Annotated in this window: 19 protein-coding genes; 7 read left to right on the forward strand and 12 right to left on the reverse strand. The window is 72.4% G+C overall.

The genetic code is table 11. The features are described 5' to 3' along the window. Nucleotides 1-30: 30 nt before the first annotated feature. Nucleotides 31-3,357, forward strand: a complete 3,327-nt coding sequence (locus OG393_RS24025) for an ATP-binding protein (protein ID WP_327376761.1) — start codon at nucleotides 31-33, stop codon at nucleotides 3,355-3,357. A gap of 28 nt (nucleotides 3,358-3,385) precedes the next feature. Here the strand turns inward: OG393_RS24025 and OG393_RS24030 are convergent, their stop codons facing one another. The 3 genes from OG393_RS24030 to panB all read right to left on the reverse strand — a co-directional run bounded on the left by OG393_RS24030 (nucleotide 3,386) and on the right by panB (nucleotide 6,225). Further along, nucleotides 3,386-4,243, reverse strand: coding sequence for an ABC transporter permease (locus OG393_RS24030; protein ID WP_327376762.1), 858 nt, complete (start codon nucleotides 4,241-4,243; stop codon nucleotides 3,386-3,388). Then, nucleotides 4,243-5,247 (reverse strand): ATP-binding cassette domain-containing protein, encoded by a 1,005-nt coding sequence (locus OG393_RS24035; RefSeq protein ID WP_327376763.1) that lies wholly within the window; start codon nucleotides 5,245-5,247, stop codon nucleotides 4,243-4,245. The genes OG393_RS24030 and OG393_RS24035 overlap by 1 nt, the downstream gene beginning before the upstream one ends. Nucleotides 5,248-5,364: 117 nt before the next feature. Continuing rightward, nucleotides 5,365-6,225, reverse strand: coding sequence for a 3-methyl-2-oxobutanoate hydroxymethyltransferase (gene panB, locus OG393_RS24040; RefSeq protein ID WP_327376764.1), 861 nt, complete (start codon nucleotides 6,223-6,225; stop codon nucleotides 5,365-5,367). 176 nt (nucleotides 6,226-6,401) lie between these two features. Here panB and OG393_RS24045 point away from each other — a divergent pair, with 176 nt between their 5' ends. The 3 genes from OG393_RS24045 to OG393_RS24055 all read left to right on the forward strand — a co-directional run bounded on the left by OG393_RS24045 (nucleotide 6,402) and on the right by OG393_RS24055 (nucleotide 10,107). Continuing rightward, nucleotides 6,402-8,087 (forward strand): MFS transporter, encoded by a 1,686-nt coding sequence (locus OG393_RS24045; protein ID WP_327376765.1) that lies wholly within the window; start codon nucleotides 6,402-6,404, stop codon nucleotides 8,085-8,087. Nucleotides 8,088-8,285: 198 nt separating this feature from the next. Beyond that, nucleotides 8,286-8,918, forward strand: a complete 633-nt coding sequence (locus tag OG393_RS24050; protein ID WP_327376766.1) for a TetR/AcrR family transcriptional regulator — start codon at nucleotides 8,286-8,288, stop codon at nucleotides 8,916-8,918. Between the two features lie 160 nt (nucleotides 8,919-9,078). Further along, nucleotides 9,079-10,107: an endonuclease/exonuclease/phosphatase family protein gene (locus OG393_RS24055; RefSeq protein ID WP_327376767.1), complete on the forward strand. Its 1,029-nt coding sequence runs from the start codon at nucleotides 9,079-9,081 to the stop codon at nucleotides 10,105-10,107. 110 nt (nucleotides 10,108-10,217) lie between these two features. Here OG393_RS24055 and OG393_RS24060 read toward each other — a convergent pair whose 3' ends face one another. The 6 genes from OG393_RS24060 to OG393_RS24085 form a co-directional block, all read right to left on the reverse strand. Beyond that, entirely contained in the window at nucleotides 10,218-11,978 is a 1,761-nt protein-coding gene (locus OG393_RS24060; RefSeq protein ID WP_327376768.1) for an NAD+ synthase, read from the reverse strand. A 128-nt stretch (nucleotides 11,979-12,106) separates the two neighbouring features. Beyond that, the gene (locus OG393_RS24065) at nucleotides 12,107-12,931 is read right to left on the reverse strand and encodes a DUF4190 domain-containing protein (RefSeq protein WP_327376769.1); all 825 of its coding nucleotides are present in this window, start codon (nucleotides 12,929-12,931) and stop codon (nucleotides 12,107-12,109) included. Nucleotides 12,932-13,151: 220 nt separating this feature from the next. Continuing rightward, the gene (locus tag OG393_RS24070) at nucleotides 13,152-13,571 is read right to left on the reverse strand and encodes a CBS domain-containing protein (RefSeq protein WP_327376770.1); all 420 of its coding nucleotides are present in this window, start codon (nucleotides 13,569-13,571) and stop codon (nucleotides 13,152-13,154) included. A 151-nt stretch (nucleotides 13,572-13,722) separates the two neighbouring features. After that, nucleotides 13,723-14,373: a DUF305 domain-containing protein gene (locus OG393_RS24075; protein ID WP_327376771.1), complete on the reverse strand. Its 651-nt coding sequence runs from the start codon at nucleotides 14,371-14,373 to the stop codon at nucleotides 13,723-13,725. Next, on the reverse strand, nucleotides 14,370-15,044 hold the full coding sequence (locus OG393_RS24080) for a DUF3105 domain-containing protein (protein ID WP_327376772.1): 675 nt from the start codon (nucleotides 15,042-15,044) through the stop codon (nucleotides 14,370-14,372). The genes OG393_RS24075 and OG393_RS24080 overlap by 4 nt, the downstream gene beginning before the upstream one ends. Before the next feature lie 87 nt (nucleotides 15,045-15,131). Beyond that, nucleotides 15,132-15,536, reverse strand: coding sequence for a hypothetical protein (locus tag OG393_RS24085; RefSeq protein WP_327376773.1), 405 nt, complete (start codon nucleotides 15,534-15,536; stop codon nucleotides 15,132-15,134). A 225-nt stretch (nucleotides 15,537-15,761) separates the two neighbouring features. Between OG393_RS24085 and glnA the strand changes: the two genes are divergently transcribed. Next, on the forward strand, nucleotides 15,762-17,123 hold the full coding sequence (glnA, locus tag OG393_RS24090) for a type I glutamate--ammonia ligase (protein WP_327376774.1): 1,362 nt from the start codon (nucleotides 15,762-15,764) through the stop codon (nucleotides 17,121-17,123). 260 nt (nucleotides 17,124-17,383) lie between these two features. After that, complete coding sequence (locus OG393_RS24095; RefSeq protein WP_327376775.1) at nucleotides 17,384-17,902, forward strand: GNAT family N-acetyltransferase; 519 nt, start codon at nucleotides 17,384-17,386, stop codon at nucleotides 17,900-17,902. 47 nt (nucleotides 17,903-17,949) lie between these two features. On the opposite strand, the gene OG393_RS24100 is transcribed toward OG393_RS24095, so the two are convergent. Further along, on the reverse strand, nucleotides 17,950-18,381 hold the full coding sequence (locus tag OG393_RS24100; protein WP_327376776.1) for a VOC family protein: 432 nt from the start codon (nucleotides 18,379-18,381) through the stop codon (nucleotides 17,950-17,952). Between the two features lie 269 nt (nucleotides 18,382-18,650). Between OG393_RS24100 and OG393_RS24105 the strand changes: the two genes are divergently transcribed. Continuing rightward, nucleotides 18,651-21,638, forward strand: a complete 2,988-nt coding sequence (locus OG393_RS24105) for a bifunctional [glutamine synthetase] adenylyltransferase/[glutamine synthetase]-adenylyl-L-tyrosine phosphorylase (RefSeq protein WP_327376777.1) — start codon at nucleotides 18,651-18,653, stop codon at nucleotides 21,636-21,638. A 67-nt stretch (nucleotides 21,639-21,705) separates the two neighbouring features. On the opposite strand, the gene OG393_RS24110 is transcribed toward OG393_RS24105, so the two are convergent. Together OG393_RS24110 and OG393_RS24115 are read right to left on the reverse strand one after the other, a co-directional pair. Then, entirely contained in the window at nucleotides 21,706-22,659 is a 954-nt protein-coding gene (locus OG393_RS24110; protein WP_327376778.1) for a phosphatase PAP2 family protein, read from the reverse strand. Between the two features lie 103 nt (nucleotides 22,660-22,762). Further along, the gene (locus OG393_RS24115) at nucleotides 22,763-23,791 is read right to left on the reverse strand and encodes a LacI family DNA-binding transcriptional regulator (protein ID WP_327376779.1); all 1,029 of its coding nucleotides are present in this window, start codon (nucleotides 23,789-23,791) and stop codon (nucleotides 22,763-22,765) included. Between the last annotated feature and the right edge of the window lie 15 nt (nucleotides 23,792-23,806).

Consider the following 23,806-nt stretch of genomic DNA (forward strand, 5'->3'; position numbering starts at 1 on the left):
AAGGCCCCCGGCTCACGGAGAATAGGCCCTGTGCGCTACTCCGTCCTCGGCCCCACCCTGGCCCACCGCCCCGACGGCACCCCCGTCCCCGTCGGCGGTCCCCGCCTGCGGGCCCTGCTGACCGTGCTCGCGCTGCGGGCCGGCCGCACGGTCCCGGCCGGCGTCCTCGTCGACGAGGTCTGGGACGGGGCACCGCCCGCCGACGGGGCCGCCGCCCTGCAGGCCCTGGTCGGGCGGGCCCGGCGAGCGCTCGGCCACGAGGCCGTCGTCTCGGCGACGGGCGGATACCGGCTGGCCGGCGCCCCCGGGGATGTGGACGCCCACCGCTTCGAGCGCCTCGCGGCGGAGGGCACGCGGGCCCTGGGCGCCGCGGACCCCGAGCGCGCCGCCCGGCTGCTCGACGAGGCCCTCGCGCTCTGGCGCGGCCCCGCGCTCGCGGACCTGCCGGACCGCACCGCGGAGGCCGCCCGCTGGGAAGCCCTCCGACTGGACGCCCGGCGCGCCCGCTTCGGTGCCGCCCTCGCCCTGGGGCAGGCGGCGGAGGCCCTGCCCGGACTCGCCGCGCTGTGCGAGGAGCACCCGCTCGACGAGCCGCTCCAGGCCCTGCGCATCCGGGCCCTGCGGGACACCGGCCGGGCGGCTGAGGCGTTGCACGCGTACGAGGACATCCGCCGGCACCTGGCCGAACACCTCGGCGCGGACCCCTCGGCCGCCCTGCGGGCCCTCCACACCGAGCTGCTGGGCACGGGACCGGCCGCCCCCGCACCCGTCGCCGCCGCGGGCCCCCCGGCCGGCCCCTCCTCCGCACCCCCCGTCGGCAACCTCCGCGCCCGGCTCACCAGCTTCGTCGGGCGCGAGCAGGACATCGCCGCGCTGCGCGAGGCATTGCGCGGCGCCCGGCTCGTCACGCTCCTCGGCCCCGGCGGCGCGGGCAAGACCCGGCTCTCGCAGGAAGCCGCGGACGCCGCGGCCGACACCTGGCCGGACGGCGTGTGGATGGCCGAACTGGCCCCGGTCACCGACCCGGAGGCCGTCGCCGAGGCCGTTCTCGGGGCGGTCGGGGCGCGCCAGACGGTGCTGCGCGGCGCCGGCGCCGAGGAACTGCGCGCGAAGGGCAACGACGACCCGTTGGAACGTCTCGTCGAACACTGCGGCTCGCGGCGCCTGCTGGTGCTGCTGGACAACTGCGAGCACGTCATCGAGGCGGCGGCGGGTCTGGTGGAGGCGTTGCTGGCACGGTGCCCGGGTGTGTCGGTACTGGCGACGAGTCGTGAACCGCTCGGGATTCCAGGGGAACTCGTGCGCCCGATCGGGCCGTTGCCCCGGGAGGAGTCGCTGCGGCTGCTGGCGGAGCGGGGCGCGGCGGCCCGCCCCGGCTTCGACCCCGCGGAGGACCTGGAGGCGTGCGCGGAGATCGGCCGCAGGCTGGACGGAATGCCCCTGGCCATCGAACTGGCCGCCGCGAGGCTGCGGTTGCTGACGCCGCGGCAGATCGCGGAGCGGCTGGACGACCGGTTCGCCCTCCTGACGTCGGGGGCCCGGACGGTGCTGCCGAGGCAGCAGACCCTGCGGGCGGTCGTCGACTGGTCGTGGGAGCTGCTGGACGAGGACGAGCGGGCGGTGCTGCGCCGCCTGTCGGTGTTCGCCGGCGGCTGCGCGCTGGAGGCCGCGGAGGCCGTCTGCGCGGAACCGGGCCGGGCCGCCGGGGTGCTCGGCGCGCTGGGCGGGTTGGTGGACAAGTCCCTTGTCGTCGCGGCTCCGGCGGACGACGGGAGGATGCGCTACCGGCTGTTGGAGACGGTCGCCGAGTACGCCGGCGAGCGGCTGGACGAGGCCGGTGACCGCGACCGGACCGAGCGGCGCCATCTGACGTACTACCGCGAACTCGCCCGCACCACCGACCCCGAACTCCGCGGCGGCGGGCAGGTCGCCGCCATGGCCCGTCTCCGGCTCGACTACGAGAACCTGCGCAGCGCCCTGCGGCGCGCCGTCGCCACACGGGACGAGCACGAGGCGCTCAGCCTCGTCCACGCCCTGGTCTGGTACTGGCAGATGTGCGATCTGCGCGCCGACGCCCTGCACTGGTCCGAGGCCGTCGCCGCCCTGGGCCCCGACCCCTTCGGTCCGGACGCCCCGCCGGTCGTGCCCCTCCTCGAAGCCGTCACCGCCGCCCCGCCGCCGTTCGACGAGGACCTGCTGTGGGAGGCCCGCCGGGGCGTCCGGCTCGCCGAGCTGTTGAACATGGACCACGAGACCGGCCGCTGGACCACCCCCGAGGGCATCGCCCGGCTGCGGCTGATCACCGGTGCGTATCCTCCCGGTCTGCCGCAGACCTGCCGGCTGCCCGGCTCGTTCTCCGTCTTCGCCGTCATGCTCATCGGCGAGCCGGACCGGATGCGCGAGGCGCTCGACATCACCGTCGAGGCGTGCCGGACCCACGGCTACGAATGGGAGCTGGCCAACGTCCTCCAGCTGCGTGCCAACATGCTCGCCAACCGCGCCGTCTGGACCGCCGGGGCGGGTGCCGACGCCGACGAGAGCCTGAGGATCTTCGTCCGGCTGGAGGACGCGTGGGGCGCGGCCGAGGCGCTCTCGGCCCGGGGGGAGGCCCGCGAGCGGCGCTGCGAGTTCGAGGGGGCCGCCGAGGACTTCGCCGCCGCCATCGGGTACGCCGAGCGGATCGGCGCCCAGGCCCAGACGGCCCTGCTCCGGGCCCGGTACGCCGACATGCTCGTGTCCCTCGGCCGGACCGAGGAGGGCGAGGCGATCCTGCGGCAGGTGCTGGCGGACGGTCCCGCGTCGCACGGGCACGGGCCGATGCTCGCCGCCCGGATCTTCCTGTCGCTCCTGCTGGGCCGTACCGGCCGGGTGGCCGAGGCGCGCGAGCAGCTCCACGCGCTCCTGGCGGAGGTCGGTTCGGAAACCCTGTCGATCTTCGAAGGGTTCACGTTCGGCAGTCTGGCCTGGCTGGACAACCTGGACGGGGCGTACGGCTCCGCGCTGACGCTCGCCCGGAAGGCCCTGGAGCGGGCGAGCGGCATGCTGTCGATGATGGTCGCCCCGCAGATGCCGGCGGTCCACCTGATCATCTCGGCCTGGGCGCTGGCCGGTCTCGGCGGCGGCGACGAGGTGCGCGCGGCGCGGCTTCTCGGAGCGGTGCCCGGACTCCTCCCCGACGGACATCTGCTGGCGCCGCTGGAACGGGAGAACCTGGAGACGGCCACCCGGCTGACCCGGTCGTCGCTCGGCGACGAGGCGTTCGAGGCCGCGTACGCCGAGGGCGGTGGCCTCTCCCTGGAGGAGGCCACCGCCCTGCTCGACGGCGCCGACGCGATCACGGGGCGTGGCGGGTCCTGATGGTTCCGGGGGCGTGGCCCCGGACGGATCAGGTCTTCCTGCGGAACCTGGCGACCGCGAGCGGCGCCGTGACGGCCGTGATCGCCACCGCCCAGCCGAGGGTCATCCACACCGAGTGGGCGACCGGACCGCCGTTGATCAGGTTCCTGGCCGCGTCGGCCAGGTTGGACAGCGGGTTGTAGTCGGTGAAGGTCTTCAGCCAGCCCGGCATCGAGTCCGGCGGGGCGAAGATCGAGGAGCCGAACTGGAGCGGCATCAGGACGATCATGGCCATGCCCTGGACGGCCTGGGCGGTCTTCAGGGTGAGACCGAGGAGGATGAAGATCCACATCAGCGAGGCTCCGAACACCATCGACAGGCCGATGGCGGCGAGCAGGTCGACGACCGAGGTCTTGATCTCCAGGCCCAGCAGGAAGCCCATGCCGAGCAGGATCGCGGTGGCGATCAGCATGCGGCCGACCTCGACGACGATCTTCGCGATGAGGACGGAGGACCGGGCGATCGGCATGGTGCGGAACCGGTCCATCACCCCCTTCTTGAAGTCGTCGTTGATGCCGGTGCCGACGGCCATGGCGATGTTCATGCCCATCATCGCCATCAGGCCGGGGACCACGTAGTTCACGTAGGCGTCGTTGTTGCCCTTGCCGGAGATCGCGCCGCCGAACACGTACACGAACAGCAGGACGAAGATGACCGGCATCAGGACCGCGTCGAACATCGACTCCGGGTCCTGCTTGATCTGCAGCGCGTTGCGGCGGACCAGGGCGCCGATGTGGCGGAGGTTGGCCCGCAGGCCGATCCGGCCCTCCTCGGCCGGAGCGGTGGGCGCGCTGTCGCGGAGGGCGGCGGGGGCCCCGGCGCGCTTCTCGGTCGTGGCGGTGCTCATTAGAGGACCATCCCTTCTGCAGCCCTCTTCGGTAGGGTGTCGGAGGCGGTTGCCTTCTCGCCCGTGATGGCCAGGAACACCTCGTCCAGGCTGGGCAGATGGGTCCCGATGTGGGCGATGTCGTAGCCGCGGGCGCCGATCACGCCGACGACGGCCGTCAGTTGCTCGTCGCTGAGGATCGGCACGTACAGCACGCCCTCGTCGGGGACGACGGTGGCGCCCGCGATGCCGTCCAGGCCGGACTCGCGCAGGGCCGCGGCCATGGCGGACAGGTCGGCGGCGCGCACCGGGCGGACCTTGAGGGTCCGTCCGCCGACCCGGGCCTTGAGTTCGTCGACCTTGCCCTCGGCGATGACCCGGCCCCGGTCGACGACCGTGAGTTCGTGGGCGAGCTGTTCGGCCTCCTCCATGTACTGGGTGGTGAGCAGGACGGTCACCCCTTCGGAGACCATCCGCTGGACCTCGTCCCAGACCTCGTTGCGGGTGCGCGGGTCGAGCCCCGTCGTGGGCTCGTCGAGGTAGAGGACGGCCGGCTGCCCGATCATCGAGGCGGCCAGGTCGAGTCGGCGCCGCATTCCGCCGGAGTAGTTCATCGCCGGTCTCCCGGCCGCCTCGGTGAGGGAGAAGCGTTCCAGCATCTCGTCGGCGCGGCGCCGGGCGGCGGCGCGCGAGAGGTCGAGCAGCCGCCCGATCATGTAGAGGTTCTCCCGGCCGGAGAGCTTCTCGTCGACGGAGGCGTACTGGCCGGTGAGGCCGATGGTGCGGCGCAGCTGGCGGGGCTGGCGCACCACGTCGTAGCCGGCGACCCGGGCGGTCCCGGCGTCCGGCACGACCAGAGTGGACAGACAGCGTACGAGGGTGGTCTTGCCGGCGCCGTTGGGGCCGAGGACCCCGAGTACCGTGCCCTCGCGGACATCGAGGTCGACCCCGTCGAGGGCCTTCGTCGCGCCGTAGTGCTTCACGAGGCCCCGGACCTCGACGGCGTGGGTGTGTGATCGCGTCATGGTCCCCAGTGCACCAGTCGCCACCGACAAGGTTCCGACAGGCCGCCGACAGCGTCCCGGCGCACCGACAGCCCGCCGACGGGGGATATCGGCGGGCTGTCGTCCGTGCCGCGATGGTCAGTGGAAGGTGTGCTCCTCGGCGGGGAACGCCCCGCCGGAGACGTCCTCGGCGAAGGCGCGCGCGGCCTCGCCGAGCGTCCGGCGGAGGTCGGCGTACTGCTTGGTGAAGCGCGGGACCTTGCCGCCGGTCAGGCCGGCCATGTCGGTCCAGACGAGGACCTGGGCGTCGGTGTCCGGCCCGGCACCGATACCGATGGTCGGGATGTGCAGGGACCGGGTGACCTCGGCGGCCAGCTCGGCCGGCACGAGCTCCAGGACGACCGCGAAGGCGCCCGCGTCCTGGGCGGCCTTGGCGTCGCTCAGCAGCCGGTGGGCGGCCTCGTCGCTGCGGCCCTGCACCCGGTAGCCCATGGTGTTGACGGACTGCGGGGTGAGTCCGAGGTGGGACATGACCGGGATGCCCGCCTGGACCAGGAGCTCGGTCTGCGGCAGCGAACGCTCGCCGCCCTCCAGCTTGATCGCTCCGACGCCCGCGTCCTTGACGAGCCGGGTGGCGTTGCGCAGGGCCTGCACGGGCCCTTCCTGGTATGAGCCGAAGGGAAGGTCGCCGACGACGAGGGCCCGCCGGGTGCCTCGGACGACGGCGGCGGACAGCAGGGTCATCTCGTCCATCGTGACGGGCACGGTGGTCTCGTAGCCGAGGTGGCAGTTGCCCATCGAGTCGCCGACGAGGATGACGGGGATGCCCGCCTCGTCGAAGACCGACGCGGTCATCGCGTCGTAGGCGGTCAGCATGGGCCACTTCTCGCCGCGTGTCCTGGCGGCGGCGATGTCGTGGACGGTGATGCGGCGCGTGCCCGTGCCTCCGTACAGCGCCTTGCTGCTGTCGGGGGACTTCGGGGCAGGCTGAAGCGTCATGGTGAACGGCTCCTTCGTCATCTCGAGGCGCCCTGACGGCGTCCCCGGATCACGTCCATGGTGGCACTTCGCGCGGCGGTGGGGGAAGTACGCCGGAGTGGTGCTCTTCACACGGCGTACGGCCCAAGAATCCGATACGAGACGGTCTCGTATCGGAATTGGGTTAGCCTGAGGCCATGTCGCAGCCGTCCGCCGTACCCTCGGCACCCCGGGTCCCCGAGGCAGTCCACCGCCGCCGCTGGGTGGTGCTCGGCGTCCTGACGCTCAGCCTGCTGATCGTCGTCCTCGACAACTCGATCCTGAACGTCGCCGTCAAGACGATCGCCAGCCCCGCGCCCACCGGCATCGGCGCCAGCCAGAGCGCGCTGGAGTGGTCGATCAACTCCTACACCCTCGTGTTCGCCGGTCTGCTGTTCACCGCCGGCCTGCTGGGCGACCGCCTCGGCCGGAAGAAGGTCCTGCTCAGCGGCATCGTCGTGTTCGGTGTGGGCTCCGCGCTCGCCGCGTTCTCCGGATCGCCCGGAGAGCTCATCGCCTACAGGGCCGTGATGGGCCTCGGCGCGGCGTTCGTGATGCCCGCGACCCTCGCCGTCCTGATGAACGTCTTCGAACGCGAGGAACAGCCCCGGGCCATCGGCATCTGGGCCGGCAGTGTCGGTGTGGCCATCGCGATCGGTCCCATCACCGGCGGCATCCTGCTGGAACACTTCTGGTGGGGCTCGATCTTCCTCGTCAACGTGCCCGTCGTGCTCCTCGCCCTGGTACTCATGACCTGGCTGGTACCGGACTCCCGCGACCCCGTGCCCGGCCGGATCGACCTTCCCGGCGTGCTGCTGTCCGTCCTCGGACTCGTCCTCCTCGTGTACGGGATCATCCGCGGCGGCGAACTGGCGGACTTCACCGATCCCACCGTCCTCGCCCCGCTGCTCGCCGGCCTCGCGGTCCTCGTCGGGTTCGTGCTGCACGAGAAGCGCAGCGACCATCCGGCGATCGACGTCACGTACTTCAGGAAGCCCGCGTTCTCCGCGGCCGTGGCCGCCATCGCGCTGGTCTTCTTCGCCCTGATGGGCGTCACCTTCTTCTCCGCCTTCTACCTGCAGAGCGTGCGCGGCTACAGCGCGCTGCAGGCGGGGCTGCTCATCCTGCCCATCGCGATCGCGCAGCTGGTGTTCTCCCCCCGGGCACGGCTGGCCGTCGAACGCTTCGGCGCACGGGTGACGTGCGCCGCCGGCATGCTGCTCGTCGGCGTCGGCCTGGCCGCCTTCGCTTTCTTCGACGCGGACACACCGGTGTGGCTGCTGGAACTGGTCTTCTTCGCCCAGGGCGTCGGAATGGCGCACATCATGCCGCCGGTGACCGTCGCGGTGATGCAGTCCCTGCCCCGGGAGAAGGCGGGCTCCGGCTCGGCCATCAACAACACCTTCCGGCAGGTCGGCGGCGCGCTCGGGGTGGCGGTGCTCGGCTCCGTGCTGTCCACGACCTACCGGGGCGAGATCGAGGGACATCTGGCCGGACTGCCCCCGGAGCTGCGGGAGAAGGCGGGGGAGTCGGTCGAGGCCACCCTCGGCGTCGCCGCACGGCTCGGCCCGGCGGGGAAGGCGCTGACGGCCCCCGCGCACGAAGCGTTCCTGGACGCCATGCACGTCACGGCGGTCGGCTCGGCCTCGGTCGCGCTGATCGGCACGGTCGTCGTGGCCGCCTTCCTCCCCGGCCGGACGGCCGGAGCGCCGGGAGGCCCCTCCGGGCCCGCCGCGCCCGGAGGGGCCGACGACCCGGAGTGGGACCGTGCGAGCGGCCGGGAGGCGGCGGACGAGTCCGGCGGGCGGGCGTCCGTGCCGCGATCCGGGCCGATGTCCGGGTAGGAGCCCCCCGCGAGGCCCGCGCCGCGCGGAGCGACAACCGGCCCGCGCCTCCGCCGCACCCCGCTCCGTCACCGCCGTCCGGCCCCGGGCCGTGGCCGGAAACCGGGGCTCCCGTCCGGGCTGTCCCCAAGGGCGCGGGAGAATCGAACACGTGACAGCGGGCGGCCCGACGGCCCGACGGCGAAAGGTGGAGCGGACGTGTCCCTCGAAGACGGCGGCACCCCGGAGAGACCGCGCGGCCCGGCGACCGCGCGTCGCGGCAGGCCCCGCAGCGAGGCCGCCGACCAGGCGATCCTCGACGCGGCGACCTCGCTCCTGGAGTCCGGCGTGCCGCTCGCCGACCTGTCCATCGAGAAGATCGCCCGCACCGCCGGAGTCGGCAAGGCGACCATCTACCGGCGTTGGGCGGGCAAGGAGGAACTCTTCGTCGACCTCCTGCGCTCCGTCGAACCCCCCGACCCCGTCCTGCCCGGCACATCCGTCCGCGACGACCTCGTCACCCTCCTGGAATCGCTGCGACGGCGCGGACTCGCCAAGCGCAGTTCCGCCCTGCTGCACAACGTGTTCTCGCAGATGCAGCACTACCCGAAGCTGTGGGAGGCATACCACGCGACCGTGATCGAGCCGCGCCGGCGCCTCGGTCTGGACGTCCTGCGGCGCGGCGTGGAATCCGGCGAGATCCGGGCCGATCTCGACCTCGGCCTCCTCAACGACCTCTTCGTCGGGCCGCTGCTGCTGCGCACCGTCATCAGGCCCGGCGCCCCGCTGGACCCCGGCCTGCCCGAGCGGGTCGTCGACGCCGTCCTGGACGGCGTACGCCGCGGAAGCTGATCGATCCGTACGAATGTGCGCGTTCTGTCACAGCCTCTCCGCGTCCTTCACCTGCAGGAACCCGCCGCGCCCCCGCTGTCGTCTCCCGTGGCAGTACGACGGACCCGTCATCACCTAGTGTCGACGTCGGGTCACCGAGCAAGGCAGTGAGGACAGAGCGATGGCGCGGGTGGACATGACGGAGACCGGGAGCGGCGGCGCTACGGGCGAGCGCTCCGGGTCGCGGTTCCGGTCGGTGCTCGGGCGCCGGCTCCGCGAACCGGGCGTCTGGCGCCGGGGGATCCTGCTGGCCGGGTGCTCCGTGCTGTTGACGCTGCTGATGGTCCTCCACTCCGACATCCCCAACCGCATCGGCAACCTCGGCAGCCTCACCGAGACCTTCCTGCCGTGGCTGGGCCTCTGCGTGCCGGTGCTGCTCGTCCTCGCGCTGCTGCGGCGCTCGGCGACCGCGCTGATCGCCCTTCTGCTGCCGTCCGTGGTCTGGCTCAACCTCTTCGGCGGTCTGATCACGGACAAGTCCGCCGGCGGCGGGGACCTCACCGTCGCCACCCACAACGTGAACGCCGACAACCCCGACCCCGGGGGAACCGCCCGCCGGATCGCCGAGTCCGGCGCCGACGTGGTCGCCCTGGAGGAACTCAAGAGCGAGATGGTCCCGATCTACGAGCGGGGCCTGTCCGGCACCTACCCGTACCACTCCGTGCAGGGCACCGTCGGCCTGTGGAGCAAGTTCCCGATGCGCGACACGCGCGACGTCGATATCCGGCTCGGCTGGACGCGGGCGATGCGCTCCACCGTCACGACGCCCCAGGGCGAGGTGGCCGTGTACGTCGCTCACCTGCCGTCCGTACGGGTCAAGCTGAACGCCGGCTTCACCGCCAACCAGCGCGACAAGAGCGCCGACGCCCTGGGTGAGGCCATCGCGGGCGACCCGCACCGCAGGATCGTCCTCCTCGGCGATCTCAACGGCACCATGAACGACCGCTCGCTCAACGCCGTCACCTCGCAGCTGCGCTCCACGCAGGGTGCGTCCGGCGACGGCTTCGGCTTCAGCTGGCCCGCCTCGTTCCCGATGGCACGGATCGACCAGATCATGGTGAAGGGTGTGGAGCCGGTGTCCTCCTGGACCCTGCCGGAGACCGAGAGCGACCACCTGCCCATCGCGGCGCGCATCCGCCTGACGGCGTAGCCGGGGGTCTCACGCGCGGGAGACCCGCCGGCCTGCTCCCGCGTCGCGGGGCGCCCGCCGAGCGGCCGGCCAGGAGGCCGCCGGACCGCGACCGCCGTCGGCGCCCCCCGTCAGCCCGCCGTCGTCTCCCGCCAGCGGTTCGTGATCGGCAGCCGGCGGTCCTTGCCGAAGCCCTTCGCCGAGATCTTGGTCCCCGGCGGGTACTGGCGCCGCTTGTACTCCGCGGTGTCCACCATCCGCAGCGTCCGGGCCACCAGCTCCTCGTCGAACCCGGCGGCCACGATCGCGTCCTTGCCCTGGTCGCGGTCGACGTACAGCGCCAGCACACGGTCCAGGACGGCGTAGTCCGGCAGCGAGTCGGTGTCGACCTGCCCCGGCCGCAGCTCGGCGCTGGGCGGCTTGTTGAGGGAGTTCTCCGGGATCGGCGGCGTCTGCCCGCGCTCCTCGGCCGCCCGGTTGCGCCAGCGCGCCAGCCGGAACACGTCCGACTTGTACACGTCCTTGATCGGCCCGTAGGCGCCGACCGAGTCGCCGTACAGCGTCGAATACCCCACCGCCAGCTCCGACTTGTTGCCCGGTGCCAGGACGATGTGGCCCTCCTGGTTGGAGAGCGCCATCAGCAGGGTGCCGCGCAGCCGGGACTGGAGGTTCTCCTCGGCCAGACCGGAAAGGCCGAGCGCCCCCATGTAGGCGTCGAACATCGGCTCGATCGACACCGTGCGGAAGTTGAGCCCGGTGCGCCGGGCCAGTTCGGCGGCGTCCCCCCGGGAATGGTCCGAGGAGTAGCGGGACGGCATCGAGACGCCGTACACGTTCGCCGCGCCGACCGCGTCGCAGGCGATCGCCGCGACCAGCGCCGAGTCGATGCCGCCGGAGAGGCCGATGAGCACCGAACGGAAGCCGTTCTTCGCGGCGTACGCGCGCAGACCCACGACCAGCGCCGAGTACACCTCCTCGTCGTCGTCCAGCCGGTCCGCGTACCCGCCCGTCAGCTCCGGCTCGTAACGGGGCAGTGGATCCCCGGAGAGGACGACCCGGTCGATCCGCAGCCCGTCGTCCACGACACCGGTCGGCGCGTCGGCCTCGGCGGCCGGCAGATCGAGATCGAGGATGACGCAGCCCTCGGAGAACTGCGGCGCGCGGGCGACGACCTCGCCACCGGCGTCCACGACGATCGAGTCGCCGTCGAAGACCAGCTCGTCCTGCCCGCCGATCATCGCCAGGTACGCCGTGGTACATCCGGCCTCCTGGGCGCGTTTGCGGACCAGTTCGAGCCGGGTGTCGTCCTTGTCCCGCTCATAGGGCGAGGCGTTGACGGAGACGAGCAGCCCCGCCTTCGCGCTGCGGGCCGCGGGCACCCGGCCGCCGTCCTGCCAGAGGTCCTCGCAGATCGCGAGGGCGACGTCGATCCCGTGGACCCGGACCACGGGCAGGGTGTCGCCCTGGACGAAGTAGCGGTACTCGTCGAAGACGCCGTAGTTGGGCAGGTGGTGCTTCGCGAACCGCAGCACCACCTCGCCACGGTGCAGTACGGCGGCGGCGTTCTCGGGCGATCCGGCGGGCCGCCCGAGCCGGGGACGGTCCTGCTCGGAACGGTCGAGGTAGCCGACGATCACCGGCAGTTCGCCGAGCCCTTCGGCGGCGAGCCGCCCGGCGAGCGCTCGCAGGGCGTCCCGGGACGCCTCGACGAAGGAGGAGCGCAGCGCCAGGTCCTCGACGGGGTAACCGGTCAGCACCATCTCGGGGAACGCGACCAGATGCGCGCCCTGCCCGGCGGCGTGCCGGGTCCAGTGGACGATCGCCCCGGCGTTCCCGGCGAGGTCGCCGACGGTCGAGTCGATCTGATTCAGAGCGAGGCGTAGTTGAGGCACGGGCCCAGTGTAATCGTCAGACCGACGCTATGCCTGCGAACGCCGGTCCCGCCGCCCGGAGGCCCCCGGCCGGAACCGCCGGGCCGGACCGGGGACGGGACCTCACGCGGTCCTGCCGCGCACCGCTCCTACTTCGTCGGGCCCGTCCAGATCGCGTCCTCGTACTCCAGAAGCTTCGGGCCCACCTCCAGCTGCATCTCGCCGTCGGAACCGGCGGGCAGCGAGAAGGTGAACGCGTGCTTGGCCTGCTTGCCGGGCAGCAGCATGCCCGTGAACGGCTCGGAGGCGTTGCTGCCGTCGAAGACCTGGTCCGCCGGCGACCCGTCGGCGTCCTCGACGCTGGGCAGGGCCGTCGTGATGTCCACGGCCTTCTCGCTGCCGTTGACGATGGTGATGGTCACCTGGAAGGCGCTGTTGCCCTTGGCATGACCGGCCGCGAACTGGTCCGGCCGGTAGGCGCGCGGCTTGGAGACGGTCACCTTCATGCCGTCCTCGTACGTGTGGGTGTCGCCGAACGCGAGCACCGCCGGGGTGTCCTCCGCGGGCGGTGCGTCGTCCGTGCCGGGGCCGGGCTCGGACGGAGCGGACGTGACCGTCCCCTGCTCCTGGATCTCCTCGCGCATGTCGTCGGCGACCTCGCCGACCGCCACCACGATGACGACCAGCCAGACCAGCGAGACGACGATCGTGACCGCGCCGAGGATGACGCCGGCCAGCGCCGCGCCCTTGTCGCTCGCCTCACCCCGGCGTGCGCGCGCGTGCCCGACCAGGCCGAGCACCAGGGCCACGACGCCCATCACGCCCCCCAGCCAGAACAGGAACGGGATGATGCCGAGGACCAGCCCCACGATGCCGGTGACCATCGCGGCGATGCCGAGGCCGTTGCGGGCCTGGCGCATCGGCGGTGGCGGGCCCCACGGCGTCTGGGCGGGGGCGTTGGGGGGCGTGGTCATGCGACGTCCTTCACTGCGGGAACAGGAGAACCGGGAAGGCTCCTTCGACGGCGCACGACGCGCAAGCCCCCCTGGCGGACATGACCGTAAGGCAGCAGTGAGGCCGAAAGCCAGGGGGTTTCCCCGACGACCGGTCCCGGTACCGCCTTGCCGGGCGGCCCGGGAGACGCGATGAGGCCGGGCCGCCGGTTCCTTACGGACGGGGCGGCCCGGCGGAGTTTCAGGACGAGGCGTAGACGCTCGCGCAGAACGACTGCATCTGCTCGTCCGACAGATGCATGGCCAGGTCGGCCTCGCTGATCATGCCGATGAGCCTCTTCTCCTCGATGACGGGCAGGCGGCGGATCTGATGGCCCTGCATCTCCTCCAGGACCGCGCCCACGTCCGCGCCCGCCTCGATCCAGCGCGGGGTGCCGTGGGCCATCTCGCCGCAGGTGACCTTCGACGGGTCGTGGCCCATGGCCACGCAGCCCACCACGATGTCGCGGTCCGTGATGATGCCGCAGAGCCGTTCGTTCTCGTCGGCTATGGGCAGCGCGCCCACATTGAGGTCGCGCATGATCTGCGCCGCACGGTCGAGCGTTTCGTGCCGGGGAATCCACTGGGCCCCGGGGTGCATGATGTCCTTGGCCGTGGTCATGGGGTGCGTACCTCCGTAGCATCGTCTCCGTACGTCCCCGAGCCCCACCATTGTCGGCGGGGGGAGCCGCCCCCGCGACCGCTGGGGTCACGGGGGCCGCCGGGCCGTCGCGGACCGGGGGCGGAAGGCGCGCACCGCGGGGCCGGGCCCCTCAGGAGCGCGGCGCCGCACCCCGCTTCCGCAGCATGTCCGCCATCAGCTTCAGCTCGGACTCCTGCGCCGCGACCATGCCCCGCGCGAGGTCCCGCTCGACGTCCACGGAGCATGTGTCCACACAGCCCTGGGCCATGTGCACCCCGCCCTTGTGGTGATCGGTCATCAGCTGGAGGTAGAGGACCTCGGCCTCCGCGCCGTCTGCGGCGCGCAGCCGGCCGAGTTCCGTCCTGGTCGCCATGCCGGGCATCAGCGCCCCGTCGGACGGGCCGGTGCCGCCGTGTCCGCCCATCCCCATCCAGGACATCGGCTCGGTCCCGGACTCGACTTTGGGTAGTCCCCACAGGTCGAGCCAGCCAAGCATCATGCCGCGCTGGTTGGCCTGCGTGTTGGCGATGTCGTACGCCAGGCGGCGCACCTCCCCGTCCCGGGTCCGCTCCCGGACGAGGAAGGACATCTCGACGGCCTGCTGGTGGTGCACCGACATGTCCCGGGCGAATCCCGCGTCCGCGGAGTCCGAGGAGGGCGTGCGCGGCGCGTCGTCACTCCCGGCCGAGGCGACCGTGACGGCGCTCCCCGCGAACAGCAGGGAGAGCGCCACGGCGCCGATCGCGGCCCACCGCGTCCGGTTCCCGCCGGCGCCGCTCACCGGTCCATCCCCGCGCCGTCCTGACCGTCGGTGCCGAGCCCGCCGGTGCAGACCGCGCCCGGCTCCGGGGTCTGCTTGCCCTGGACGTACCGGGTGAAGAAGGCGTCGACCCGCGGGTCGCTCGCGCCGTTCACGGCCACCTGCTTGCCCCAGGCGCTCAGCATGATCGCGTTCTCCTGGTCGGCGACCGGGCTCATCAGGGAGTACGGGGTCCTGCCGACCTTCTCGGCCAGCTTCTTCACGTCGGCATCGGCGGCCTTCCCGCTGTACGTCACCCAGACCGCGCCGTGCTCCAGGGAGTGCACCGCGTTCACGTCCGGGATCCTCTCCTCGTAGACGTCGCCGTCGCAGTTCATCCAGACCGGGTTGTGGTCACCGCCGACCGGGGGCTTCATCGGGTAGGTGACGGCGGTCGTGACGTGGTCGCGGCCGAGCTTCCCGGCATCCCAGGACTTCTCGCCCTCGATGGGCGCCTTGGCGGCGGTCTCCCGCTGCTCCTTCTTGTCGGACTGGTCCTTCAGCACATAGCCGCCGAAGCCGACCAGGGAGAGGACGACGGCGGTGGAGACGCCGATCGTGAGGAGACGGACGCGGCGGTCACGGGACTTCTCGGCGCGACGCATCTCCTCTATTCGGGCGCGGCGGTCGGTGTCGGAACGGTTGGCGGCCATGATGAGTCGTCCTTCTGCGGTGGGGTCGTGTGAGACGTCGGGTCGTGACGCTGCGGGGTGGGGACGGCGCGGCCGCCCCCCGGCGCGTCACGTCCGCAGGACCTGAAGGACGTGCAGGTCCGGCGCGCGGGGCCGCGCGCCGGTGCGGGACGCCCGGCCGGCCGCGTGGGCGGGACCGGCCGAGGGGTGGCGGCCCTCCGTGTACGGCGTGGCGTCGAGCGGCGGGGCGGTGAGCACCGCGGGGCCGAGCGCGGGGAAGAGCGCGCAGTCGCCTGGGGCGTACGGGCAGACGTACGCGGTCGAGGGGTAGGCGAGGGCGCCGGACTCGTCCGTTCCGGTGCCGGTGCGCGGCACGTGCGCCCGATCGGCCGTGTCGTGTCCCGGACCGTCGCCCAGACAGACGAAGAGCGCGACGAGGAGCGTCGCCACGGCACTCAGCAGTGCCACGGGACGCGCGCGCCGGTTCAGGCGGTGGAGTGGAGGGCCCCCCATGGGCCGAGATCGTAGTGGCCGGCGCGCCGGATGGGGACGGCCGGGTGGAAGGTGGAGGGGAACAGGCGCACGAAACCGGCCTGTCCCCCGTTACCTGTGTCACACGCGAACAGGCACTATGGGTGTGCAACGTGCGCGAAACCATGTGGTGGGATGCTCAGGTGCCCCCCGATGTGCCCAAGGCGGTGGGAACAGGCGGCCTGACCAGCAAAGATGGGTATGGAAATGGACAAGCAGCAGGAATTCGTGCTCCGCACGCTCGAGGAGCGCGACATCCGGTTCGTGCGCCTGTGGTTCACCGATGTCCTCGGCTTCCTGAAGTCGGTGGCCGTGGCGCCCGCCGAGCTTGAGCAGGCGTTCGACGAAGGCATCGGCTTCGACGGGTCCGCCATCGAGGGCTTCGCCCGTGTATACGAATCCGACATGATCGCCAAGCCGGATCCGGGCACCTTCCAGATCCTTCCCTGGCGCGCGGAGGCCCCCGGGACGGCCCGGATGTTCTGCGACATCCTGATGCCTGACGGATCGCCGTCCTTCGCCGACCCCCGTTTCGTGCTGAAGCGGATGCTGGCCAAGACCTCCGATCTGGGTTTCACCTTCTACACCCACCCCGAGATCGAGTTCTTCCTGCTGAAGGACAAGCCGCTCGACGGCTCCAGCCCCACACCCGCCGACAACTCCGGCTACTTCGACCACACGCCGCAGAACGTGGGCATGGACTTCCGCCGCCAGGCGATCACCATGCTGGAGTCGATGGGCATCTCGGTGGAGTTCTCGCACCACGAGGGCGCGCCGGGCCAGCAGGAGATCGACCTGCGCTACGCGGACGCGCTGTCCACCGCCGACAACATCATGACCTTCCGCCTGGTCATGAAGCAGGTCGCGCTGGAGCAGGGCGTGCAGGCGACGTTCATGCCCAAGCCGTTCTCGCAGTACCCGGGTTCGGGCATGCACACCCACCTCTCCCTCTTCGAGGGCGACCGCAACGCCTTCTACGAGTCGGGCGCGGAGTACCAGCTCTCCAAGGTCGGCCGCTCCTTCATCGCGGGCCTGCTCAAGCACGCCGCCGAGATCTCGGCCGTCACCAACCAGTGGGTCAACTCCTACAAGCGCATCTGGGGCGGCTCCGCCCGCAGCGCGGGCGCGGGCGGCGAGGCCCCCTCGTACATCTGCTGGGGCCACAACAACCGCTCGGCACTCATCCGCGTCCCGATGTACAAGCCCGGCAAGACCGGCTCCGCCCGCGTCGAGGTCCGCTCGATCGACTCCGGCGCGAACCCGTACCTGACCTACGCGGTGCTGCTCGCGGCCGGCCTGAAGGGCATCGAGGAGGGCTACGAACTCCCGGCGGGCGCGGACGACGACGTCTGGGCCCTCTCCGACGCCGAACGCCGCGCGATGGGCATCGAACCGCTGCCGCAGAACCTGGGCGAGGCGATCTCCCTCATGGAGCGGAGCGAACTCGTCGCCGAGACGCTGGGCGAGCACGTCTTCGACTTCTTCCTGCGCAACAAGAAGCAGGAGTGGGAGGAGTACCGCTCCGAGGTCACCGCCTTCGAGCTGCGGAAGAACCTGCCGGTGCTGTAAGGGCGGGCCGGGCGCCCGAGCGGCCCCGGACGACGTTCCGGGCCGGCGGCATACGGCCACCGGCCTGGAATTCCCAGGTGCCCTGGGCCTTTCGTGGCGCGCCGGGAAGCCTTCGTTCCCGGCCCTGGGCGCCCCTTCGGTACGGGGCCCTCCGTCCCGGCCGCACGTCCTTCCCGCGGGTGCGTTCTTCCCGCCACGCGCGACCGGGTGGCGCGGGCGGCACCGTTGACCGGGCCCGGGGGCTGCCGGACACTTCCCCGGTGAAGACCGACGAGGGCCGTGCGCCCCTCAGGACCGAGCGACTGCTGCTGCGCCTTCTGACGCCCGCCGAGGCGGAGCGGATCGTCAACGGGACCCCCGGTGCCGAGGACCGGTGGGGGAGGGGTTATCCGTCGGACGGGGATGTGGCCGGGGCCGCCGGATTCCTGCGGATGCGGGCGGAGCACGGCGATCCCGGGGTGTTCGGGGCCTACGAGATACGGCGGCGCGCGGACGGGGAGGCCGTCGGAGGGATCGGTTTCCACGGACCGCCCGACTCCGAGCGGTTCGTGACGGTGGGCTACGGACTGAGCGTTCCGGCCCGGGGCCGGGGCTTCGCACGCGAGGCGCTGGGCGCCCTGGTCCGGTTCGCCCGCGAGGCCGGTGTCGCCGGAGTGAAGGGCGACGCCGACCTCGACAACATCCCCTCGCGGCGGGTGATGGAGGCCGCCGGAATGTCGTGCGTGGGGGAGGACGAGCGGGTCCGGTACTACCGCCTCGCGTTCACTCCCGGCGGGTAGCCCCACCGGAGGCGCCCGGATGGCGTCCCGTGGATAGAGCGGCGGACTCAGCGCTCCGACAGCTCCGAGGGCGCTTCCTGGACCACCCAGCTGTTGCCGTCGGGGTCCTCGAAGGACATGAACGAGTTCCAGGTGTCGCCCTTGCCCTCCTCCCAGCCCGTCGCACCCACGTGGCGGATCGGGGAGACGTCCACGCCTCGGTCGAGGAGTTCGGCGCGCGCGGCCTCGATGTCCGTGACACACAGTTGGAGGCCGTGGAGGCCGCCCGGCGCGGTGCTCTTCGCACCCGGGACCTCGGGCATCCCGGACAGCATCGCGATCGAACAGCGCGAGCCCGGCGGGGTCGCCTGCACGATCCGCATCCCGGGTGCCACCTCGTCGTCGAGATCGATCTTGAAGCCGCACTTGTCGCCGTAGAAATCCTTGGCCCGGTCCATGTCGGTGACGGGCACGGGGACGACTTCCAGCGTCCAGTTCATCGGGAATCTCCTCAGAAACGCCAGCGGGTCTGGCCGAACCGCACGCCCTCGGTGCGGCCCGGCGCGCAGGGGGCGCCGCGTTCCCGCCGGGGGCCGTTCCACCGTCGCGCACGGACCCGCCGTCGCGCACCTCGAAACGCCCCGGCCGGGCCGAAAACGCTCCATCCGGTGAACATCCGGACCCCGCGCCGCCCGCTCCCGGGAGGACCCCGGCATCCGCTCCGGATAGGCTCGATCGAGGTACACCGACGGCGGAGGGAGCGGCGGAGATGACGGTGCCGGGGCGCAGGAGCAGTACCTTCACACGGCTGCTGCGGCACGGGTTCACCGATCCGTCAGGGGCCGAACGGCTGCTGGACCTGCCCGAACTGGCCGCCCTGCGCGGCGACCCGGTACTCCTCGACGCGCTCGGCGCCACCGCGGACCCCGATCTCGCCCTGCGCGGCCTCGTCCGGATCGTCGAGGCCCAGCCCGACGAGGAGCGCCAGACGCTGACCTCCACGCTGCTCGCGGCCAAGCCGTTCCGGGACCGGCTCCTCGGCGTCCTCGGGACCTCCGAGGCCCTCGGCGACCACCTGGCCCGGCACCCCCACGACTGGCAGGCCCTGGTCACCTACGAGGCGTCCGACCTGCACCCCGGCGTCGCCGAGTTCGAACAGGACCTCGCCGAGGCGACCGATCCGGTCACGCTCCGGATCGCGTACCGGCGCTGTCTCCTGGCGATAGCGGCCCGCGACGTCTGCGGCACCACCGACGTCGCCCAGACCGCCGCGGAACTGGCCGATCTCGCCACCGCGACCCTGCGCGCCGCCCTCGCGATCGCCCGCACCGCGGCCCCCGCCGACGCGGGCCTGTGCCGGCTCGCCGTCATCGCGATGGGCAAGTGCGGCGGCCACGAGCTCAATTACGTGTCCGACGTCGACGTGATCTTCGTGGGCGAGCCCGTCGAGGGCGCCGACGAGGGTCAGGCGCTCCAGGCCGCGACCCGGCTCGCCTCCCACCTCATGAGGATCTGTTCCGAGACCACCGTCGAAGGCACCATCTGGCCCGTCGACGCCAACCTGCGCCCCGAGGGCCGCAACGGGCCGCTGGTGCGCACGCTCACCTCACATCTCGCCTACTACCAGCGCTGGGCCAAGACCTGGGAGTTCCAGGCCCTGCTCAAGGCCCGCCCCGTGGCCGGTGACCCGGAACTGGGCGCCGAGTACGTCGACGCCGTGTCCCCACTGGTCTGGCAGGCCGCCGAGCGGGAGAACTTCGTCGCCGACGTGCAGAAGATGCGCCGGCGGGTCGTCGACAACATTCCGGCCGCCCAGGTCGAACGCGAACTGAAGCTCGGCCCCGGCGGCCTCCGGGACGTCGAGTTCGCCGTGCAGCTCCTCCAGTTGGTGCACGGCCGGGGCGATGCCACGCTGCACAGCGGCACCACCCTGGACGCCCTCCGGGCGCTCGCGGCCGGCGGCTACGTCGGCCGCGCCGACGCCGCCCAGCTCGACGAGGCGTACCGCTTCCTGCGCGCCATGGAGCACCGCATCCAGCTGCACCGGCTGCGGCGGACCCATCTCGTGCCCGAGGGCGACGCGGACCTGCGCCGCCTCGGCCGTTCGCTCGGCCTGCGCACGGACCCGGTCGCCGAACTCAACAAGGAGTGGAAACGGCACGCCTCGGTCGTCCGGCGGCTGCACGAGAAGCTCTTCTACCGGCCGCTGCTGGACGCCGTCGCGCAGCTCACCCCAGGCGAGACCCGGCTCAGCCCCAAGGCCGCGGGCCAGCGCCTCGAGGCGCTCGGCTACGCCGATCCCGTCTCCGCCCTGCGGCACCTGGAGGCGCTGGCCTCGGGCGTGACCCGCAAGGCCGCGATCCAGCGGACGCTGCTGCCCGTGCTGCTCGGCTGGTTCGCCGACTCCGCAGACCCGGACGCCGGCCTGCTGGGCTTCCGAAAGGTCTCCGACGCGCTCGGGAAGACCCCCTGGTACCTGCGCCTGCTGCGCGACGAGGGGGCGGCGGCGGAGAACCTGGCCCGGGTCCTGTCCGCCGGGCGGCTCGCCCCCGACCTGCTGTTGCGCGCCCCGGAGGCGGTGGCGATCCTGGGCGCCCCGGAGGGCCTGAAGACGCGGGGCCGCGAGCATCTGGAGCAGGAGGTGCTGGCGGCGGTCGGCCGCGCCGACGGCGCCGAGCAGGGGGTGGCGGCGGCGCGCGGCGTGCGGCGCCGCGAGCTGTTCCGTACGGCCGCGGCCGACCTCATCGGTTCGTACGGGACCGAGGACAGCCCCCGCGAGCCCGATCCCGGCGCGCTCGTCGACCGGGTCGGCCGGGCCGTGACCGATCTCAACGCCGCCACGATCGCGGGCGCGCTCCGGGCGGCGGTCCGCGCCGAGTGGGGAGACACGCTGCCGACGCGGTTCGCGGTCATCGGCATGGGCCGCTTCGGCGGTCACGAGCTGGGCTACGGCTCCGACGCCGACGTCCTGTTCGTGCACGAGCCGCGCGAGGGCGTCGACGACCAGGAGGCGGCCCGGGCCGCGAACCGCGTGGTGACCGAGATGAGGCGCCTCCTGCAGGTGCCGACGGCCGACCCGCCGCTGCTCATCGACGCGGACCTGCGGCCGGAGGGCAAGAGCGGTCCGCTGGTCCGCACGTTGAAGTCGTACGAGGCCTACTACCGTCGCTGGTCACTGGTGTGGGAGAGCCAGGCGCTGCTGCGCGCCGAGCCGATGGCCGGCGACATGGACCTGGGGCGGCGGTTCGTCGAGCTGATCGATCCGCTGCGGTATCCGGCCGAGGGCCTGGGGGAGGACGCGATCCGCGAGATCCGCCGTCTCAAGGCACGGATGGAGACCGAGCGGCTGCCACGCGGCGCCGATCCCACCCTCCACGCGAAACTCGGCCGGGGCGGGCTGAGTGACGTCGAGTGGACGGTCCAGCTCCTCCAGATGTGCCACGGCTGGGCCGAGCCGGGCCTGCGCACCACCCGGACCCGGGAGGCGCTGGCCGCCGCCCACGCGGCGGGGCTGATTCCCGTGGACGAGGCCCAGATCCTGGACGAGGCGTGGGTCCTGGCGACCCGGGTCCGCAACGCCGTGATGCTGGTGCGCGGCCGGCCGGGGGACACCTTCCCCTCCGACGGGCGGGAGCTGGGCGCGGTCGGCCGCTACCTGGGCTACGAGTCCGGGCACGTGGGCGAGATGGTGGACGACTACCGGCGCATCACCCGGCGGGCCCGCGCGGTGGTGGAGGAACGGTTCTACGGGGCGTAGACGGCGGGGTGGTTCCCCGCGGGACCCCTGGCCGTCCCGCCGGTCGCGGCGGTGCCCGGCGGGCGGGTCACCTGCCGGAGCCGACCTTGTGGTCCGTGGAGCCCGCCGGACCGGTGGGTCCGGCCGGACCGGTGCCGGCCGCGTCCGCGGCACGGTGCGCGGGCGACACGGTGGCCGGGCCGCCCCGGGCCACCGGCCGGGCCGGCTCCACCAGTTTCGGCAGCCGCTGCGGCAGTGCCCCGTACCAGAAGTAGGAGACGGCGAAGCCGAAGGCCAGACAGATCATTCCGCCCACCGCGTCCATCCAGAAGTGGTTGGCGGTGGCGACGATCACGACCAGGGTCGCGACCGGGTAGAGCAGACCGAGGATGCGCGCCCAGGGCGCCGACGCCAGGGCGAAGAGGGTCAGACCGCACCAGAGCGACCAGCCTATGTGCATCGAGGGCATCGCCGCGTACTGGTTCGACACGTGCTTGAGGTTGCCCGAGGCCATCGAGCCCCAGGTGTGGTGCACCAGCACCGTGTCGATGAAGCTCTGGCTGTTCATCAACCGGGGCGGCGCGAGCGGGTACAGGTAGTAACCGACCAGGGCCACACCCGTGGTCGCGAACAGCACCGTGCGGGACGCGGCGTAACGGCCCGGCTGCCATCGGTACAGCCACACCAGCACACCGATCGTCACGACGAAGTGCAGGGTGGCGTAGTAGTAGTTCATCGACACGATCAGCCAGGTCACCGAGTTCACGGCGTGGTTGACGGTCTGCTCCACGGCGAGGCCGAGGGACCGCTCGAGGTCCCAGATCCAGTCGGCGTTCCTGAGGGCCTGGGCCTTCTGTTCCGGTACCGCGTTGCGGACGAGCGAGTACGTCCAGTAACTGATCGCGATGAGCAGGATCTCGAACCAGATGCGCGGACGCCGGGGCACGCGCGGGTGCGGGCGCCCGGATCCGCCGTCGGCCTCGGTGGGTGACGGGGTGGCGGCCTCCTGGCCTTCCAAACGCTTCACGGTCGATTCACCCATGGGGAGAGAGTCTGCCAGATCCGTTCCCCCCGACCGATCATCCCTCGGACGGGGGCGGGACGCACGCGGTCCGCCTCGCGGACGAGGCGGAAACCGTCCGGAATCAGGGATTTCTCGGGGTCGGGGCGGAGGCGGTCGAACCGCGGACCACCAGCTCGGGCATGAACACGAACTCGCTGTGCGGAGCGGGGGTACCCCCGACCTCCTCCAGCAGGGCCCGCACGGCGGCCTGCCCCATGGCCTGCACGGGCTGGCGGATCGTGGTCAGCGGCGGATCGGTGAACGCTATGAGCGGGGAGTCGTCGAAACCCACCACCGAGACGTCCGCCGGCACCCGCAGCCCCTGCTGTCGGGCCGCCCGGATCGCGCCGAGCGCCATCATGTCGCTGGCACAGGCGACGGCCGTGCAGCCCCGGGAGATCAGCGCGCCGGCCGCGGCCTGCCCGCCTTCCAGGGTGTAGAGGGAGTGTTGGATCAGCTCCGCCGACTGCTCCGCGTCGAGCCCGAGCCGGTCCCGCATGCCGATCTGGAAGCCCTCGATCTTGCGCAGCACGGGCACGAACCGCTTCGGCCCGACCGCGAGCCCGATCCGGGTGTGCCCGAGGGCGGCGAGGTGGGTGACCGCCAGCTGCATCGCGGCCCGGTCGTCCGGTGAGACGAAGGGCGCCTGCACCTTCGGCGAGAAGCCGTTGAGGAGGACGTACGGGACGCCCTTGCCGCGCAGCCGGTCGTACCGGGTCATGTCGGCCGTCGTGTCGGCGTGCAGACCGGAGACGAAGATGATGCCGGACACCCCACGCTCGACGAGCATGTCGGTGAGCTCGTCCTCGGTGGAACCCCCGGGGGTCTGGGTGGCGAGGACCGGGGTGTAGCCCTGGCGCGTCAGGGCCTGTCCGATGACCTGCGCGAGAGCGGGAAAGATGGGGTTGTCCAGTTCGGGGGTTATCAGCCCGACGAGCCCGGCGCTGCGCTGGCGCAGCCGGACCGGACGCTCGTATCCGAGGATGTCGAGTGCGGCGAGCACGGATTCACGGGTGGCCGCGGCCACACCGGGCTTGCCGTTGAGCACGCGGCTGACTGTGGCTTCACTGACCCCCGCCTGGGCTGCGATGTCGGCAAGCCGCGCGGTCATGGGGTTGGACTGTAC

It is taken from the genome of Streptomyces sp. NBC_01216 (genome assembly GCF_035994945.1).
Classification (GTDB): Bacteria; Actinomycetota; Actinomycetes; order Streptomycetales; family Streptomycetaceae; genus Streptomyces.

Coding starts and splice junctions, on each gene's coding strand:
- OG393_RS24030 (WP_327376762.1), bottom strand. CDS start 4,243: ATGAGCACCGCCACGACCGAGAAGCGCGCCGGGGCCCCCGCCGCCCTC.
- OG393_RS24035 (WP_327376763.1), bottom strand. CDS start 5,247: ATGACGCGATCACACACCCACGCCGTCGAGGTCCGGGGCCTCGTGAAG.
- panB (WP_327376764.1), bottom strand. CDS start 6,225: ATGACGCTTCAGCCTGCCCCGAAGTCCCCCGACAGCAGCAAGGCGCTG.
- OG393_RS24045 (WP_327376765.1), top strand. CDS start 6,402: ATGTCGCAGCCGTCCGCCGTACCCTCGGCACCCCGGGTCCCCGAGGCA.
- OG393_RS24055 (WP_327376767.1), top strand. CDS start 9,079: ATGGCGCGGGTGGACATGACGGAGACCGGGAGCGGCGGCGCTACGGGC.
- OG393_RS24065 (WP_327376769.1), bottom strand. CDS start 12,931: ATGACCACGCCCCCCAACGCCCCCGCCCAGACGCCGTGGGGCCCGCCA.
- OG393_RS24070 (WP_327376770.1), bottom strand. CDS start 13,571: ATGACCACGGCCAAGGACATCATGCACCCCGGGGCCCAGTGGATTCCC.
- OG393_RS24080 (WP_327376772.1), bottom strand. CDS start 15,044: ATGGCCGCCAACCGTTCCGACACCGACCGCCGCGCCCGAATAGAGGAG.
- OG393_RS24085 (WP_327376773.1), bottom strand. CDS start 15,536: ATGGGGGGCCCTCCACTCCACCGCCTGAACCGGCGCGCGCGTCCCGTG.
- glnA (WP_327376774.1), top strand. CDS start 15,762: ATGGACAAGCAGCAGGAATTCGTGCTCCGCACGCTCGAGGAGCGCGAC.
- OG393_RS24100 (WP_327376776.1), bottom strand. CDS start 18,381: ATGAACTGGACGCTGGAAGTCGTCCCCGTGCCCGTCACCGACATGGAC.
- OG393_RS24105 (WP_327376777.1), top strand. CDS start 18,651: ATGACGGTGCCGGGGCGCAGGAGCAGTACCTTCACACGGCTGCTGCGG.
- OG393_RS24110 (WP_327376778.1), bottom strand. CDS start 22,659: ATGGGTGAATCGACCGTGAAGCGTTTGGAAGGCCAGGAGGCCGCCACC.
- OG393_RS24115 (WP_327376779.1), bottom strand. CDS start 23,791: ATGACCGCGCGGCTTGCCGACATCGCAGCCCAGGCGGGGGTCAGTGAA.